19 protein-coding genes are annotated in these 16939 nt (G+C 39.9%); 6 read left to right on the top strand and 13 right to left on the bottom strand.

Annotation, left to right across the window (positions count from 1 at the left end; translation table 11 throughout):
- Positions 1 to 118: 118 nt before the first annotated feature.
- The gene (locus PCY06_RS01260) at positions 119 to 985 is read right to left on the bottom strand and encodes a helix-turn-helix domain-containing protein (RefSeq protein ID WP_105165082.1); all 867 of its coding nucleotides are present in this window, start codon (positions 983 to 985) and stop codon (positions 119 to 121) included.
- Between the two features lie 110 nt (positions 986 to 1095).
- Positions 1096 to 1668 carry a helix-turn-helix transcriptional regulator gene (locus tag PCY06_RS01265; RefSeq protein ID WP_008808384.1) on the bottom strand — a complete coding sequence of 191 codons (573 nt, stop codon included), beginning with the start codon at positions 1666 to 1668 and terminating at the stop codon, positions 1096 to 1098.
- Between the two features lie 154 nt (positions 1669 to 1822).
- On the opposite strand from PCY06_RS01265, the gene PCY06_RS01270 reads away from it, so the two are divergent.
- The 5 genes from PCY06_RS01270 to PCY06_RS01290 all read left to right on the top strand — a co-directional run bounded on the left by PCY06_RS01270 (position 1823) and on the right by PCY06_RS01290 (position 5610).
- Entirely contained in the window at positions 1823 to 2266 is a 444-nt protein-coding gene (locus PCY06_RS01270) for a hypothetical protein (RefSeq protein WP_046165025.1), read from the top strand.
- Between the two features lie 281 nt (positions 2267 to 2547).
- A complete protein-coding gene (locus PCY06_RS01275; RefSeq protein ID WP_008808382.1) occupies positions 2548 to 2970 on the top strand; it encodes a hypothetical protein in 423 nt (140 codons plus the stop codon).
- A 2-nt stretch (positions 2971 to 2972) separates the two neighbouring features.
- Positions 2973 to 4001, top strand: coding sequence for a replication initiation factor domain-containing protein (locus tag PCY06_RS01280; RefSeq protein ID WP_301385151.1), 1029 nt, complete (start codon positions 2973 to 2975; stop codon positions 3999 to 4001).
- A 59-nt stretch (positions 4002 to 4060) separates the two neighbouring features.
- On the top strand, positions 4061 to 4321 hold the full coding sequence (locus PCY06_RS01285) for a helix-turn-helix domain-containing protein (RefSeq protein ID WP_008808380.1): 261 nt from the start codon (positions 4061 to 4063) through the stop codon (positions 4319 to 4321).
- A 71-nt stretch (positions 4322 to 4392) separates the two neighbouring features.
- Entirely contained in the window at positions 4393 to 5610 is a 1218-nt protein-coding gene (locus PCY06_RS01290; protein WP_008808379.1) for a tyrosine-type recombinase/integrase, read from the top strand.
- Positions 5611 to 5720: 110 nt separating this feature from the next.
- Here the strand turns inward: PCY06_RS01290 and rpsI are convergent, their stop codons facing one another.
- The 5 genes from rpsI to rlmB all read right to left on the bottom strand — a co-directional run bounded on the left by rpsI (position 5721) and on the right by rlmB (position 9155).
- Positions 5721 to 6113 carry a 30S ribosomal protein S9 gene (gene rpsI, locus PCY06_RS01295; RefSeq protein WP_008808378.1) on the bottom strand — a complete coding sequence of 131 codons (393 nt, stop codon included), beginning with the start codon at positions 6111 to 6113 and terminating at the stop codon, positions 5721 to 5723.
- A gap of 19 nt (positions 6114 to 6132) precedes the next feature.
- Positions 6133 to 6579, bottom strand: coding sequence for a 50S ribosomal protein L13 (gene rplM, locus PCY06_RS01300; RefSeq protein ID WP_003026230.1), 447 nt, complete (start codon positions 6577 to 6579; stop codon positions 6133 to 6135).
- A gap of 195 nt (positions 6580 to 6774) precedes the next feature.
- Positions 6775 to 7638, bottom strand: a complete 864-nt coding sequence (locus PCY06_RS01305; RefSeq protein ID WP_082307208.1) for a DegV family protein — start codon at positions 7636 to 7638, stop codon at positions 6775 to 6777.
- Between the two features lie 141 nt (positions 7639 to 7779).
- Positions 7780 to 8424, bottom strand: coding sequence for a hypothetical protein (locus PCY06_RS01310; RefSeq protein ID WP_048777333.1), 645 nt, complete (start codon positions 8422 to 8424; stop codon positions 7780 to 7782).
- Positions 8424 to 9155 (bottom strand): 23S rRNA (guanosine(2251)-2'-O)-methyltransferase RlmB, encoded by a 732-nt coding sequence (gene rlmB, locus PCY06_RS01315; protein WP_048777334.1) that lies wholly within the window; start codon positions 9153 to 9155, stop codon positions 8424 to 8426. Before rlmB ends, PCY06_RS01310 begins: the two co-directional genes overlap by 1 nt.
- Before the next feature lie 147 nt (positions 9156 to 9302).
- Between rlmB and PCY06_RS01320 the strand changes: the two genes are divergently transcribed.
- A complete protein-coding gene (locus PCY06_RS01320) occupies positions 9303 to 10265 on the top strand; it encodes an aromatic acid exporter family protein (protein WP_048777335.1) in 963 nt (320 codons plus the stop codon).
- Between the two features lie 67 nt (positions 10266 to 10332).
- On the opposite strand, the gene PCY06_RS01325 is transcribed toward PCY06_RS01320, so the two are convergent.
- The 6 genes from PCY06_RS01325 to PCY06_RS01350 all read right to left on the bottom strand — a co-directional run bounded on the left by PCY06_RS01325 (position 10333) and on the right by PCY06_RS01350 (position 16938).
- Positions 10333 to 12180, bottom strand: coding sequence for an APC family permease (locus PCY06_RS01325; protein ID WP_060970663.1), 1848 nt, complete (start codon positions 12178 to 12180; stop codon positions 10333 to 10335).
- 377 nt (positions 12181 to 12557) lie between these two features.
- Positions 12558 to 13688 carry an ABC transporter ATP-binding protein gene (locus PCY06_RS01330; RefSeq protein WP_045634339.1) on the bottom strand — a complete coding sequence of 377 codons (1131 nt, stop codon included), beginning with the start codon at positions 13686 to 13688 and terminating at the stop codon, positions 12558 to 12560.
- Between the two features lie 108 nt (positions 13689 to 13796).
- Positions 13797 to 14672, bottom strand: coding sequence for a helix-turn-helix domain-containing protein (locus PCY06_RS01335; RefSeq protein WP_060970664.1), 876 nt, complete (start codon positions 14670 to 14672; stop codon positions 13797 to 13799).
- Positions 14659 to 15063, bottom strand: a complete 405-nt coding sequence (locus tag PCY06_RS01340; RefSeq protein WP_060970665.1) for a Mini-ribonuclease 3 — start codon at positions 15061 to 15063, stop codon at positions 14659 to 14661. Before PCY06_RS01340 ends, PCY06_RS01335 begins: the two co-directional genes overlap by 14 nt.
- The gene (cysS, locus tag PCY06_RS01345) at positions 15056 to 16399 is read right to left on the bottom strand and encodes a cysteine--tRNA ligase (protein WP_060976209.1); all 1344 of its coding nucleotides are present in this window, start codon (positions 16397 to 16399) and stop codon (positions 15056 to 15058) included. Before cysS ends, PCY06_RS01340 begins: the two co-directional genes overlap by 8 nt.
- A 17-nt stretch (positions 16400 to 16416) precedes the next feature.
- Complete coding sequence (locus tag PCY06_RS01350; protein WP_060970667.1) at positions 16417 to 16938, bottom strand: dihydrofolate reductase family protein; 522 nt, start codon at positions 16936 to 16938, stop codon at positions 16417 to 16419.
- Position 16939 lies beyond the last annotated feature (1 nt).

Here is a 16939-nt window from a genome sequence, read left to right on the forward strand (position 1 = left end):
TTTAAAAAGAATTATTTCTCTCGCTCTTGTCCTACCATTTTTCCTACTACCAATTTTATAAGCTATTATGAGCTAAAATGTTAAAAAGCTGCTAGATTTAAATCTAGTAGCTTTTTTATCAATGTAAAAATTGTTGTAGATTTATTCTTAAAAAAGAGGCAGCAATGGGATTACCTAGCTTTTCAATCATGTTTATATCATTATCTATTTTTTCAATGCTCTTTACATCACCATTGAGATAGTCTGATACTTGTTTTAAAACATGCAAACAAGTAATAGCAAACATATCTTGGTAATTCAATATTTCTTCTAATTTAGATATGAAATACCTCACATAGTAAATCTCTTTCCGCTCAATTAAAATTAAAATTAGATTCAAAAAGGCTATTTCAGCACTTTTTTTATGACTTGTAAGTGAGGAATATAATTTACTACGTTCTTCAAACGCTTTACCTAAAAAAATTAAATCGCTATCTGACAATATGGACATTGTATTACCAAATATATACAGTTCATATTCTGTCCATGCTTCAATCTCATATAAATAATTAGTTAAAAATTTTTTATCTTCATCAGTTATTAGAGAGCCGTTATCGAGGGAATGGATAGCTACTTTAATAACTAATAGGTTTAAACGATTATAAACATCAAAACTTTCGTATCCCTTATAAGTTACCAATAGCTTTTTTAAACCATCAATATCTTGTTTCGAGTGAAGCGCTGCTATTTTTTCTCCTAATTTAAAAAATTCAGGCTCTTGATAATTATTCAGTGCATATCCAAACTCTGAAAAGTTCATATGAATACCCGATATAGCTACTAATAGCTTATCAGACGAAAGCATCGTCTGACCATTCTCAAATTTAGATAATTGTGAGACAGACAATTTATCACTTGCAACATCTTTCAATTTTAAGCCTCGTGCAATACGTAACTCACGAAAAAGCTCTCCTAAATCCATTGATTCTTTTGTATTCATCTGCATGTCTCCCTATTTTTTAGCTATTGATATAAAACTAAAAACTTAAATTCTCATGTATATCAGGCTTCACTTAACTCTTTCAAGTAATTTCATGTTTTACAAAATTAATTACTTTATAAATTTGTATGCTCAAATCGAATTACATCAATTTCTTTATCCGATTGTTCCTTATACAAAGAAATTAAATTTTCCGTTTTCCTTTGAATATCCTTTTCATACTTAAGTTGAATGAGTTCTATTTTATCTTCGTCAGACATGTTATTATTTTCAAGTCCTAACTCTTGATTCAGTTGTTCTTTTGTATAAGTTTTCTGTTCCACTTCTCGTTGAAATTGAGCATACTCAAAAAGATTTTCTAACAGTAACTCTTCTTCTGCCATACGAGCATAATGCCAATCATTAGCTAAGCGCTCCAAATGGTCTGCCCATTTCACATCCCCTTTCATCTCTCCAAACTCATTGTAAGGAAAAAGCGCATCCACATCAACTTTTAAAGCTTTAGCTATATCTTCAAGGCGTTCCCAGCTTGGGTCGGTAGTGCCTTTTTCGTAGTTAATAATCGTTTGTTTTGTGACACCAATAATCTTAGCCAATTCTTTTTGAGTCATTCCTGCTTTTAAGCGAGCTGACTTAATATCTAATTCTCCAGCTCGTAGAACAGTCGTATAATTATATAAAGGAGCCATTAGTATCTCACTTTCTGGGTAAAATATATTTTTACTTTTTTGGGTTGACAGGTAAAATTTTGTTTTGTATAATAAAGATAATTCAAGGTAAAATAATTATTTACCTCTTGATTATATAATATTTTACCATAAAAGTAAATGAGAGGAGACAAAAATGACACAGTTTTATGGTTATGCCCAAATAATTGAACTTGTTAAGGGATTGAACTCTATCTCTACACTAAAAAAATGGCGTTTAAAGATTGAACAACTCACAGGGACTACCTTTGAAGAAAGTCGAGTCCGAACTGGTAAACGTTCTTACAGTAAAATCTATCTCTTTACAGATGATGATATTGAAAAACTCCAACAAATTGCAGATACCAAAGGAAACCTTGGGCTTGATAAAGCAATCTTAAAAGCCTATGCACCGAGTAGAGCCTCTCCCTTATCTATTAACCAAAAAGTCAATCGTTTAACTGTTCAATTAAAAGGGTTAAGTCAAAAAGTAACAGACTTAACACAACAGGAACAGGTATTAGCTATTCGTATAGAGCAGTTAAGAAAACAGATTGAAGTTTTAGAGAAATCGAAGAGGAAAAAATTATTTGGGAAGTGAGCACGGCTAGAAGCACAACGCCATGGGCGAGTGTGTAGAAACACGGTAGCCCATAATGGCGTGCCCGTGCTTGGACGGGCAATCTTCCCCAAAAATTAGTACCCCGATACTAATAGGGGGTACGAACGTACACGAAAGTAGGGCTAAACCCTTGATACGTCTGGGGTTAAAGCCAATCAGTTGAAGTTTGCGCTGAAATCCCTTGGGGGAGTATGGTTCAAAGCTAATTCTGCGTACGTTTAGAAAAGATAACTACTTTAAAAAACACAAAGGAGAATACTATGACAAACTTAACACTAACTGACACAACACTTAAACTTGGCGAATTGAACCTTGATAAAAGTCAATTCATGCTACCTAAAAAAGTGGTAGTGCTTTCTGCTCGTATGAGTTATAAGTATCAAGAGGTAAATGGCGAACAAGTCCGAACAGACGAACCATCCAAACTAGTTTGTAGCGTTCAAGATGCGGATAAAATCAAAGTGTTAAAAGAAATGAACATTGCCATTGAAGAACTCAAAGCGATTACGCTTGAAATTAATGACAACCTCGACAAAATCACGAAATTGGCAGAAAATGACGGTTTACTTGATAAGACCGTTGAACTCGTCAATCCTCAAGTCCGTCTCATGTGGAACATGACTCGTAGTAACTGGTCTGGAGTAAAACTAGTGGCAAACGACCTTAAAATGACTGGTGACTAAGCATGGATAACAGCGTAAGGATTGACTACTTCGCTGTGACCATTAAAGATGTTCCACCAGAGGAGGTGTTAGAAGAGATACTCCTTATACCCCAAGACCAGTTTGCCCTTAATGCTTGGGGAATAAACAAGTATCAAAGCCACTATGCCTGTTCAGATATCAAAGTTTACTTTAACCAATTCTTAGATAAGATGGGGGTCTATCTGGAACTCAAAGGACGAGGCTGTCGCCAATATGAGGAATTTATGGTGGGTAACGCTAACAACTGGGTAGCTCTGGTCACACGCCTTTACCGCTATCAGGTCAACTTTACCCGAATAGATATTGCCAATGACATCTACGATAAGGCTTTATCCGTTCAAACCCTCTACGCCTACTGTAAACGAGGCTTGTGTATTACAAGAGCACAATATATGGACTATCACGAGCGGTCAATCCTTGAAACAGGCGAACGGGTTGGTGAGACCGTCACCATAGGGGCACGAGGGAGCCAACAATGGTGTGTCTATAACAAACTCATGGAACAAAAAGGTAAAGGTAAAATCGTTGATGAGACAAACGCTTGGGTCAGAGCAGAACTCCGTTGTTGGCAAGGAAAAGCCAATATCATTGCTCACCAAATACACCTTAAAAGACCTCTGACAGCCATTTACTTTGAGGCAATCAACGGACACTACCGTTTTGTCAGACCAAATGGCAGGGACACAAATAAGCGCAGACGCCAACCCGTCAAATGGTGGCTGGATTACCTCCAGACGGAAATCAAAACACGGTTAAGCACTGAACGTACCAAGCCAACGCTTAGACAGTCAGAACGATGGGCGGAAAAACAAGTCTCAAAGACCTTAGCCAAACTCTATGTGGCTAAATATGAGGCAACAACTCTTGAAGGAGCAGACCAATTTCTCCAAGACCTCTTAAAACTGGGATTATCGAAATTTACCAACAGCGATGAAAAGGAGATTGACCAATATGTCCGTGAACACCAAAGTTCCAACACTTGGGGCATACAAAAAGACGACTTGCCGTAAACAAATCGCCTTAGAAATAATAACTACAAATATTATATCATGAAAGGACAAAAAAGACTATGCAAGTGATTTTACCAGACGAACAAATTCATCAGCTACAACTGTTAATTAGCTGGCTTATAGAAAATGAAATAAAAAATAAATTGGATAGTAACAACATTGAAAGTCCATTCTTGAACAAGCAACAAGCTTGTAAGTATCTAGGAATTGCCAATAATACGCTTGATTCTTGGATAAAAAAGGGGTTACCAGTTATTCGAGTTGGAAAAACTGTCCGCTTTGATAGAATTGAACTCAATCACTGGTTACAAAATCAGTAGCATTCTAACCGTGGTTTGATATAATTAAGCCACGGTATTTTTCTAGCTCAATTCAAAAAAAGGAGAATACTATGTCAATTACAAAAACTAAAAATGGAACTTATCGCTTACGTATCTATGTCCCAGAAGAAGTCAAATCATCATTGGGAATTGATAAAAAAGTGATTGAAAAACGTTTTAAGCTAAGGAGTGAAGCTAAAAAATACGAACTTGAATTACAAAACAGGATTGATAAAATTTTAAGCGGAGATTCAACCTCATTGGAAACAAATGGTTCAACCCTCTTTTCCGATTTTTATCACAATATTTGGTGGGAATCCTATAAAGCAGGTCAAACAACATCTACCACAAAACCACCTTCACAAGCTACTATTGACGGTACAGAAATTGTCTTTAGAAAACATATCCTACCCTTGCTTGGAAATTATTCTATTGATTTTCTCAATCAAAATAAACAAGTTGTTTTGAACCTATTGACCCAAAAAGCAGAAGAATATGCCAACTTCAAAGTCATCAGAAGCTATGTTAACTCTATTTTTGATTGGGCTGAGGAATTAGAATATATCGAAACTAATCGCCTCTCTAAAACCATTAGCCGTATTAAGGCAACTAAAAAAATCAAACTACAAGAGGCTAAAAATGATGAAGATTTGTATCTGTCACAATCAGAACTACAAGCATGGTTTACAGCGTTTGAAGAAGATTTAGAAAATGACAAACTCCTGTTCAAAGATTATGTGTTATTCTATACAACCTTTTTCCTAGGTGATAGAAAATCTGAAAGCTATGCCTTACAATGGAAGCACATTAACCTAAAGAAACAAGAAATTCAGTTAGTGAGAGCCTTGGATAAGTATAAAAATCCAAAGTCAACTAAGGGTAATAAAAAGACGACTTTCCATATTCCCATTGAGCTAGCTGATTTACTCCGTGTTTGGAAAAAGCAACAAAAATTGGAATTAGCAAAATTCAATATTATTCAATCTGATGAACAGTATGTCTTTACTTATATTGACACAAAAGGAAACGTTAATAGTCCCTTACATGCTGATTATCTTAATAATAAGATGAAGTCAGTCGAACGCCGTCATAAGGAACTAATACACGCTACACCTCATAAATTACGTCATACGGGGGCAACTCTTGCCAAACAATCTGGCACATCACTAGAAGCCATTTCAGAGGCTCTAACGCATAGCGACACTTTTACAACTAAGACCTATGTCAATACTTCAAATGTCGTTCCAATGGCTGTTGGAGAGATTGCTTATCGTAACTTAAAAAAGTAATGGTGTGAATTTGGTGTGAAAAGTGGTGTGAATTTTACTTAAAAGACATCAAAAAACACTCCATGGTGTGAACCATGAAGTGCTTGAAACGTTGATATAAAAGTATAATATTAACGTTTTGAGAACTGACTTGCTTTACGAGCTTTCTTAAGACCTGGTTTCTTACGTTCTACCATACGAGCATCACGAGTAAGAAGTCCAGCACGTTTAAGAGAATCGCGGAAGTCTGGGTCTACTTGAAGAAGGGCACGAGCGATACCGTGACGGATAGCTCCTGCTTGTCCTCCGTAACCACCACCGTTTACGTTTACGAAAACGTCGTATTGACCAGCAGTTGAAGTAACTGCGAATGGTTGGTTGATAACCAAGCGAAGGTCAGCGTGTGGGATGTACTCTTCAACATCTTTTTTGTTTACAGTGATTTTACCAGTTCCTGGAACAAGGCGAACGCGTGCAACAGCGTTTTTACGACGTCCAGTACCTGCATATTGTGCTTGTGACATAGCTTATTTGTTCCTTTCCTTAGATAAGTCCTGAAATATCAAGAACTTCTGGTTGTTGTGCAGCGTGAGTGTGCTCAGCGCCTACAAATACTTTCAATTTCATACCTTGAGCACGGCCAAGAGTATTGTGTGGAAGCATACCTTTAACTGATTTTTCGATCAAACGAACAGCGTTCTTAGAGCGAAGTTCACCAGCAGTGATAGATTTCAATCCACCTGGGTACATTGAGTGAGTATAGTAAACTTTATCAGTAGCTTTTTTACCAGTCAATTTAACTTTTTCAGCGTTGATAACGATTACGAAGTCACCTGTATCAGTGTGTGGTGTGAATGTTGGTTTGTTTTTTCCACGAAGTACGCTTGCTACAACAGCAGAAAGGCGTCCAAGAGGTACATCAGTAGCGTCAACTACGTACCATTTGCGTTCAACTTCACCTGGCTTAGCCATGTATGTTGTTTTGTTCATGATTTCTCCTATTTGAATATCGTTTTTGTTTACAGGGCGGATGTTCCGGTCCGCAAGTTATTTGAAAGGTTCCGGGGCCTTACAAATGGGGTAAACAATACCGCCTACTATCATACCAAATTTTTAGGCCAAAAGTCAATATCTTTGCCGGAAATATTTCACTTTTTAGCTTGTTTTCGTTTTCAAGTTTGTTTCTTAATCTCGGTCGTTTTTTGCGAAGCCAAATAAAGCTAAAGTTCCTGGTCCAACGTGGGTTGCAATAACTGGTCCAAGTGGCTCAATCAAGACTTCTTTCACTCGACCATCTGCTAAGAGCTGTTCCTTCAGATTCTCAGCATCCTGATCAGCATCTGCATGAGCAATCACTGCACGATCATCCGCTATATTTTCTAAAAGCATGCGAACACACTCTGCCTGAGCCTTCTTCTTTCCTCTTACCTTAGCAATTGGTTTCAAACTTCCATCCGCTTGAACTGCAATAATTGGCTTGATACTAGCTAGACTACCGATCATGGCAGCTGTTTTTGAAATTCTTCCGCCCCGCACCAAGTGATTCAGATCATCCACTAAGAAATAGGTTTGAACTTTTGGTCGCAAAGCCAGTAAAATATCCAAGGTCTCAGCTAGTGATTTACCTTCTGATCGTGCCTCGACAGCCTTCATTACCAGAAGCCCTTCCCCCATAGAAGCAGCCCGACTCTCAAGAATCTCAATCACAGCTTGAGGATAGTCTTCCAAGACAATGTCCCGAGCCATAACAGCGCTTTGATAGGTCCCAGATAGCAAGGAAGCAAAAGCTACATACAACAGTGGTGTGCCAGCTTTCGCATATTCTCTAAAGACATCCTCAAACTGACCTACATTAATTTGGCTGGTAGTTGGTTGGCTTCCTGCCTTCATCTTTTCAAGCAAGACTTTACTAGTCAGTTTATTATCTCCTACTGTTTCATAGGTCACTCCATCCAGCTGAATGGTCAAGCCTAGGATTGTAACATCGTGTTCAGCTGCCCATTTTTCAGACAGGTCTGTTGTAGAATCCGTTAAAATTTTAAAGGTCATCTTTTTTCTCCATCATTTTTTAGTTCCCACAGAAGCGTTTCTCCATGGATATAAGCGGGTTATTAGTGGTGCTTTGAATGACCACCTTATTGGGGCTAACTAGTAAACATTCTTGCTTTTTAGGAAAGTTATTTCGCTAGGTCAGTCTAAAACAGGACTGACACTTTGAAAGCCTTTCAAATCAAAAATATATTGGAAATATTCATCTTGTGAATCTTTTAAAATAAGGTTTGCCTTGCCATTAAGCAATTCAATACAGGTCCATTCCCCATCTAAACACTCAACATCATATTTTTTATCTTCTAAAAATAAATTTGTCAATTGTCCTTCTGGATATTGATTTTGGAAAGAAACCATCCCAGAGTTATCATTTCGGTAAGCAAGCACAGGAACTTCCACTTTTTGATTTCCCATATAAAAGGAACTCATACACCTCTTTTCAGCAAGGCACTCATATTTTCCTTTTACATAATTCACAATCTCTTTATTTAAAATTGTAGAAAAATTGAGAATACTGATAAAATCCGCCTTATCACTGGATAAGGTTTCGACCTCAATTAGGTATTTCAAAGCACCATTTACCTGACTTCCTTGACCGTATAAATCCGTGCAATTCAAGGAATATTGGGTCAATAAATCCTCTAAGGGATACTGATCTGCTTCCTCAGTGATTTCAAAGCAAAAGCAATAATTATCTTCTCCTTTATTATGATAGATATCATAAATAATCGGTTCAAACTTTTCTGTTTGATATTTTTCTAACTCATAACTTCCAAGTACTTGCATTAGCCCACCCGATTTCTAAAGACTTCATACATGAGAATAGCCGCTGCGACACTGGCATTGAGGCTTTGGACATGGCCATTCATGGGAATCGTCAGCATTTCGTCCACCTGCTTCTTGATGTTGCTGGAAATACCCTTGCCTTCATTGCCGATGATGAGGGCCAGCTTGCCAGTTGTATTCCACTTATGGGAAGGCGTCCCCTGCATATCCGTACCGAAAATCCAGAAACCAGCTTCCTTGAGCTTGTCCAGAGTCTGGCTGAGATTGGTCACACGAGCAATGGGAATATGCTCAATGGCACCCGTTGAGGTCTTAGCTACAACTGGTGTCACACCGACCGCACGATGCTTGGGAATGATGACTCCAGCCACATTGGTTGCGTCAGCCGTCCTCAAGATAGAGCCCAAATTGTGCGGGTCAGTCAGCCCGTCCAAAATCAATAATAGTGGATTGTCTTCCTGCTCTGCTTTTTTCAACAGAACCTCGAAGTCAGTATAGGCGAACTCTGCGACTCGCAGAACAAAGCCCTGGTGAACGGCTCCGTCAGTCATTTCCTGCAAGGTCTTCTTGGGCGTCCAGGAGATCGAAACCTTTTTTTCTGCAGCTAAATCTTTGATTTTATCGACCTTTTTGCCACGCAGGTCATCTTGAATGTAGAGTTTATTTCCAGTGTTGGCTGCGAGCGCTTCTGTCACCGCATGCACACCGTAGACAATATCGTTTTTTTCCATGATTTCAGTATAACATAAATGCCTCCTAAATTGCGACAGCTTTTACTGAACAAAACAAGAAATCCGAATTGAAGGAATCATCCTAACCAACTTTATACTCTAGTCATGATATAATTAAACGACTCTAGAAAAAGAAAGTTGACTCATATGTCCCTTCTCCACCGAACGATCAAACTGATGCTCGCCACCTGCCTAGCGGCTTGGCTAGCAAAAACTTTAGGATTAGCTTATTCAGTCTCTGCTGGTATTATTGCTCTTTTGAGTGTTAGCGATACACGCCGGAGTACAGCTAGACTAGCCAGAGACCGCTTTTTATCGACCATATTGGCGCTGACTATTGGAAGCTTAGCCTTTCGCTTTCTAGGCTTTAATCTCGGAGCATTGGCCCTCTATATCGCAATCTACGTTCCGCTAGCTTTTCAACTTGGATGGGAAATTGGCATTACCCCCAGCACTGTCCTGGTCTCTCATCTGCTCTTAGAAAAATCCACCTCCTGGTCACTCCTTAGCAATGAGCTTGCTCTATTTCTCATTGGAACTGGCTTTGCTCTTTTAGCCAATCTCTACATGCCCTCGCGTCAAGAGGAGATTGACAACTATCATGAGCAAGTGGAAGAACAACTAAAAAAGATTCTCCTTCGTTTTGAATACTTTTTAAAATCAGGGGACGGACGAAACGATGCGACCCTAATAAAAGAGCTTGATAAAACTCTAGAACAAGCCTTGAATCTGGTCTACTTGGACCGCTCTAACCATCTCTTTCATCAAACCAACTACCATATCCACTATTTTGAAATGCGAAGAGCTCAGAATCGTATCTTGCTGGATATGGCCGGTAATATCAATACCTGTCGCCTAGCAGCTAGCGAAAGCTTCATATTGGCTAAACTCTTTTTAAAAACAGCCAAACAGTTAAGTCAAGAAAATCCAGGTCATGATTTGCTGGATGAAATCGAGGAATATCTGGCAGTCTTTCGAAAACGGCCACTTCCTAAGACTCGCCAGGAATTTGAAACCCGCGCTACGCTCCTTCAGCTCCTGCGGGACTTGGAAACCTTTATTAAGCTAAAGGTTGATTTTTATAGGAATTATCAAGAAGAAAGGAACTAACTCTTTCTACACAAAATAAAGAAGGAACCAAAAAAATTTGGTTCCTTTTTTACATTAAGAAAGTAGTTTATTCTTTTAAGTGATAAGAATAGCTTGCGACTACAACATCTTCGTACCACTTTAGATAATATTTCAATTTTAAACTCATTTGATTATGAAGGATATTTTGCCAGCTCTTTTTCGGGATAAACTGAGGAACCAAGACTGTCACTGTCCTTCCTTCTTTTTTAGCCCGCTTTGCTACCTTGATCACATACTGAACTGTTGGAGTAATGATATTGCGGTAGCTAGTCGTAACAGTCTCAAATCGAATATCAGGGAAATAGTCAGCAAATTCCTCTGCAACTTCAGCATCCTTTTTAGCAGTTTCAGTTGTTGAGACGTGCATTGCGACGACATCGTCGCCAATACTGCGAGCATAGCTCATTGCTCCAACACTAACTCTGGTGACATTTCCAACTAGTACAATTACTGTATTGCCTGTGTAATTCTGACGCTCGATATGTTCTTCTAATCTCAGCTGTCTTGCGACTCTGTTGTAGTGCTGTTTAATAGCTAAAAACAGCCATGTCAAGACAATGATAATTGGAAAGAAGGGCCAAATATCGCCGAGACGGAATAAAAGTAAAATAAGAACAATCCCGTAACAAATAACAGCACCAAGGATATTCGCAACTGAATGCTTCAAGAAATCTTTTCCAAACTTTTTCTTCCAATGGACAACCATACCAGTTTGAGAGAGGGCGAAGGGCACAAATACACCAATGGTATACAGGGGGATCAAACGCTCTGTATTCCCCTTAAAAATCCACAAGAGAGCAATAGCCCCAAAGGCTAATGTAAAAATCCCATTTGAATAGCTGAGGCGATCTCCTTTTTCCATATACATATGTGGCATATATTTATTCTTAGCCATATTGTAGGAAAGCACTGGAAAAGCTGAGAATCCTGTATTAGCCGCAACTGCCAAGATCAAAGCTGTTGACAATTGAAAAACGTAGAATAAAATACGACCAAGTGGAGAACTTCCCAAGATTGCCTGAGCCATCTGTGCCAAGGTGGTTACACCTTTGACAGGAACGATCCCAATCCAATAATTTAAAAAAGTAATTCCTGCGAACATGACTCCTAGGATTAAAGCCATAATGGATAGGGTTGTTGCGGCATTTTGAGCTTTTGGCTTCTTGAAAAAGGGAACGGAATTAGATATAGCCTCCACTCCTGTCAGAGAAGCAGAGCCACTGGTAAATGCTCGGAGCAGCAAGATCATGCTTACTCCAGTAATAGAAGTCCCGAGATGGGCAGTTGCGTGATATTCCAAGTTTCCCGTCATGATTTGCACAAAACCAAAACCAATCAACAATAACGTGCTGACAATAAAAAGATAGACAGGAATCATTAAGGAAGTCGCTGATTCTTTTAGCCCTCGTAAATTCATTAGCATCAATAAGAGGACTAGCAAGACCGAGATATGTAGGTTGTAAGGGTGTAAGATAGGAATCGCTGAGGTAATGGCATCCGCTCCAGAAGCAACTGAAACAGCTACAGTCAACATATAGTCTACCAGTAAACTTCCTCCTGCAATTAAGCCTGCTGTTGGAGAAAGATTTTCTGTCGTTACCATATAAGCTCCTCCTCCTTGAGGGTAAGCATGGATAACCTGACGATAAGAAATGGTTAAACTCGCTAATAAAACCAATACAACAATTCCTATTGGAAGTGACCACCAAATCGCTCCGACAGACACAGAAGTTAAGACCAGAACAACCTGCTCTGGTCCATAAGCGATGGAAGATAAGGCGTCACTAGAGAGCATAGCCAAGGCCTGTAGTTTTGTCAATAAATGACCATCCTCTCCTTCTTTACCGGATTTTAATGGACGTCCAATAAAAAATCCTTTTAACTTGGAAAACATAAGTTCCTCCTCAATTAAAAAATAAGGGCTATTCTACTCTTTTTCGGAAAACATGTCAACAGTTTTCTGAAATTTTTTCTATTTTTAAGCAACCTCTTCTTGTTCAACAATGTGAGCTAGTAGCAATTAGAAGGTTGTGAGAATGATTCAATTATCCTTAAAGATGAGAAGTGAAGCTTCTCATCTCTAATGAAATAACTTCGAAGGACAAATTCATATTTTCCAAAGTTCATTTTCTATCACTTATAAAAATAATCTCTTCAACTATGAGGTTTTTGAGCCTATCAAGTATGGATTGATAAGTCTTGATAGAAAAAAACGAGCATGGATGTCCAAGCTCGTTTTTGATAACTAAATTTTCTTCATTGTAGAAAACATTAATAAACTGTCTTTTCAGTTTCTTTATCGAAGAAGTGCGCCTTGTTCAAGTCAAAGCCAAGGTCAATTCCCTCACCAGTTTGCAAGTAGTCACGTGCATCTACTTTTGCGATAAATTCGTTTTTACCAACTTGGCAGTACAAGTGAGACTCTGAACCAAGCAACTCTGATACAGAGATTGTTGCGTGTACTACTGAGTCAGGGAAAGTTTCAAGGAAAGCAGGTTCTGTATTGATATCTTCTGGACGGATACCAAAAATCAATTCTTTACCTTCGTAGCCTTTTTCTTTCAGAACTTTCAAGATCCCTTCTGGCACTTTCAATCTCACACCTTCAGTAACGATCTCGTTGCCTTCAAGCTTCACATTGATAAAGTTCATAGCTGGGCTTCCGATAAAGCCAGCAACAAATTTATTGACAGGGTGTTTGTAAAGTTCTTGTGGTGTACCAACTTGCTCTACGCGACCAATTGTACCAGTTCCTGATGGGTTCTTAGTTGCTGACATGATAACGATACGGTCAGCCAAAGTCATCGCTTCTGTTTGGTCGTGTGTTACGTAGATAGTTGTTGCTCCGATACGACGGTGGATTTTAGCGATTTCAGCACGCATAGATACACGAAGTTTTGCATCCAAGTTTGACAAAGGCTCGTCCATCAAGAATACTTTTGCATCACGGACAATAGCACGTCCCATGGCAACACGTTGACGTTGACCACCAGAAAGGTCAGCTGGTTTACGGTCCAAGAATTCTTTCAATCCAAGAATTTCAGCAGCTTCTTGAACACGTTTGTCAATATCATCTTTACTGTATTTACGCAATTTCAAACCAAAGGCCATGTTGTCATATACAGTCATATGAGGATAAAGGGCATAGTTTTGGAAAACCATGGCAATATCACGGTCTTTTGGTGCCACATCGTTAACCACTCGACCATCAATTGAACATTCACCTTCTGTGATGTCTTCAAGTCCAGCAATCATACGAAGAGTTGTAGATTTACCACATCCTGAAGGTCCTACAAATACGATAAATTCTTTGTCTTGAATTTCCAAGTTGAAATCTTCAACAGAATAGTGTTCACTATTTGGATATTTCTTGTAAATATTTTTTAGATTTAATTCTACCATGATAGGCTCCTTTTAAATTTATACTCTTATTATATTTGAAAGCGTTTTACAATGCTATGGCAAACTGCCTAAAATAAAAAAAATGTTTTGTGCAGGCTGCACAAAACATCAAAATAAGTCTTTCAAAATGATATGGTAACAGAGTGATAAATCCGTCAACTCTTTTAACTGCAAGCCTGTCAACTCCTCCCACTTATCCAAGCGATATTGGAGAGTATTCCGGTGAATATAAAGTTGCTGAGCTGCCTTGGTCACAACTGCTCCATTTTCCCACAAAGCTAAGATAATCTCGGTTAATTGCTCTTGTCCTTCTATAAGCTGATGCAGTTTCTTCTTCAGAGGAAGAAGAGTGTCCTTAGCCTCGTCTAAGCCCCATAAAAAGAGCTGTGAGAAAGGCAAAACCAAAGACTGCTGATAGCGATTCAACCATTGAGTGAAGAGGCTGTTCTCGGCTTGGTAAAGTTGTGGCAACTCATCTTTCACCGATTTCGGCCAGACTTGCCCAATCAAAACAGCCAAACGCAGGTTAAAGTCATATTCAACAGCTGACAAGACATCCCTCAGCAAATCTTTAACAGCCAATTGTTGCCCTTGATCAAGAACAAAAATATAGTCTTGCGGACTGGTCTGAAAATAAGCGACTTTATTGGTCAAAAGAGTTCGCATCATATCTAGCCAGGCCGAAATAGATTCTGTCTCATAATGAAATAGATGACAATGAATGAACTGTAACGTCTCAACCTCATGGGGGAGCGTCTCTTCGGACTCAGATACTAAATACCTATACCAGGGATTTTGTGAAAAAACGGACTCTTTTTCTGTCAGCAGAGCAAGCAGTTGCTGTTCTCGATCTGTTAAATCTTCTGTCGCCAAAACTAGCCACTGTTGCTGATCAAGACGGAGCGAGACTTTCTGGCTATCTTGACTGGGTTTATCTTGTAGACTAGCCTTTGGAAACAAAGCTAGCAGTTCATTTGTTTTCATGAGTAGCTTCCTCCACTCGTTTGACACACCAGTCAATTAATTCTTCCAAGCGTTTGATTTCTTCCGTCATATGCAGGTAGCCCATGACCGCTTCAAAACCAGTAGACATACGGTAAGTAACAATATCTGCATTTTTGGCCTTGGTGTGACTATTAGCATTGCGGCCGCGCTTGTAGATATCCTCTTCCTTTTCTGTCAGGATCCCTTCTTCCAGCATGAGAGAGATAAGATTGGCCTGAGCCTTGGCAGAAACGTACTTGGTCGCTTCCCTGTGCAACTGATTGGGCTTAGTGAGCCCCTGAAAAATCAGGTGGCGTCTTATATACATGGAGTAGACAGCATCTCCCTCAAAGGCGAGGGCAATGCCGTTAATCAGGTTGACATCAGTCACGTGTCCACCTCACTCCGTCCTTAGTATCCAAAAGCTTGATGCCCTGAGCGGCCAAGTCATCTCGAATACGGTCTGCAGTCGCAAAGTTACGATTGGCACGCGCTACTTGGCGCTCCTCAATCAAGCGCTCAATGTCTGCGTCCAAAACTTCTTCTACAAAGACGATACCGAAAACTTCTAAAAGCTTGGCAAAGGCTTCCTTGACTTCAGCGGTGTAGTTACCAGAATTGATCCACTTGGCTAGCTCGAAGACAACCGTGATACCGTTAGCCGCATTGAAATCTTCGTCCATAGCAGCTGTGAACTTGTCTAGAAAGGCTTGCAGCTGAGCAGAGTCTGCCTGGCCAGTGAAAGGCTGCTCATAGGTATTCTTCAAATACTTGAGGTTGGTCGCTGCATCATGAACTGCTTTTTCTGTGAAATTAATGGGCTTGCGGTAATGCTGGGTAGCAAAGAAGAAACGCAACACCTGACCATCAATGGTCTTGAGGGCATCATGAACGGTGATAAAATTGCCCAGAGATTTGGACATCTTAACATCGTCAATGTTGACAAAGCCATTATGCATCCAGTAGTTGGCAAAAGTCTGACCAGTCTTGGCCTCTGACTGGGCGATTTCATTGGTATGGTGAGGAAACTCCAAGTCTGCTCCTCCACCGTGGATATCAATAGTATCACCCAAAATCTCCGTCGACATGACCGAACACTCGATGTGCCAGCCTGGGCGACCTGCTCCCCAAGGACTGTCCCAAGAAATCTCACCTGGCTTAGCTGCCTTCCAGAGAGCAAAGTCCACTGGATTTTCCTTACGAGCGGTCTCCTCATCTGTCCGACCAGAAGCACCCAACTCCAAGTCAGCCAAGGTTTTGTTGGCTAGTTTGGCATAATTGTGAGATTTTTCGACGCGGAAGTAGACATCGCCCTCTGACTCATAGGCGTAGCCTTTGTCAACCAAGTCCTCAACAAAACGGATGATGTCAGCCATAAACTCCACCACCCGCGGATGACGAGTCGCAGGTTTTACACCCAGAGCTGAGACATCCTCACGAAAAGCTGCGATATACTTATCAGCCACTTCTTTTGGTGTGATGCCTTCTTCCTTGGCGCGATGGATAATCTTATCATCTACATCTGTAAAATTGGAAATATAATTGACCTCAAATCCCCGATACTCAAAATAGCGACGAACTGTGTCAAAAGCTACTGTTGAGCGGGCATTGCCGACATGGATATAGTTATAAACCGTCGGACCGCAGACATACATGCGAACCTTGCCCTCTTCAATGGGCACAAATTCACGTAGGCTGCGGGTCATGGTGTCGTAAATTTTAATCATGCGGTCCACTCCCTTCTCTATTTCTGACTTTTTCGGCTGAAAACCAGCTCTGCAAAAGGGCCAAATTGTCTGAGGCTATCCAGTTGGTAAAAGCGCCGCCCTTCCTCTTGGGTAAAGAGGGGAACCCCCTTTCCTAGGATAAGGGGCGCTATCTGAATAATGAGGTGGTCGAAAAGATCCGCATCCAAGAGCGGTCCTACCAAGGAATTACCACCAATCACAAAGACATTTTTGCCTTTGTCAATCTGGTGAACAAAGTCCACCACATCCCCAGCTACTGGCTGGTAATTGCTGACAGGCAGGTGCCTATCATGCGTAAAGACATAATTTTCCGTAGCTTGATAAAAACTTTCTACATCTTGCAAATCTTGGATTTCCTCAAAGGTCCGCTTGCCCATGATGGTGATATCCATTTGCCTGTAAAAGTCATCATAGCCTGTATCCTCTACAGAACCAAGCTGATGCAACCAGTCTATCCTGTGCTGGCTGTCTGCCAAGTAGCCATCCATGGTGATACAGCCGTAAAAATATACTGCCATT

The organism is Streptococcus sp. SG1 (assembly GCF_030439935.1).
Taxonomy (GTDB): Bacteria; Bacillota; Bacilli; order Lactobacillales; family Streptococcaceae; genus Streptococcus; species Streptococcus gordonii.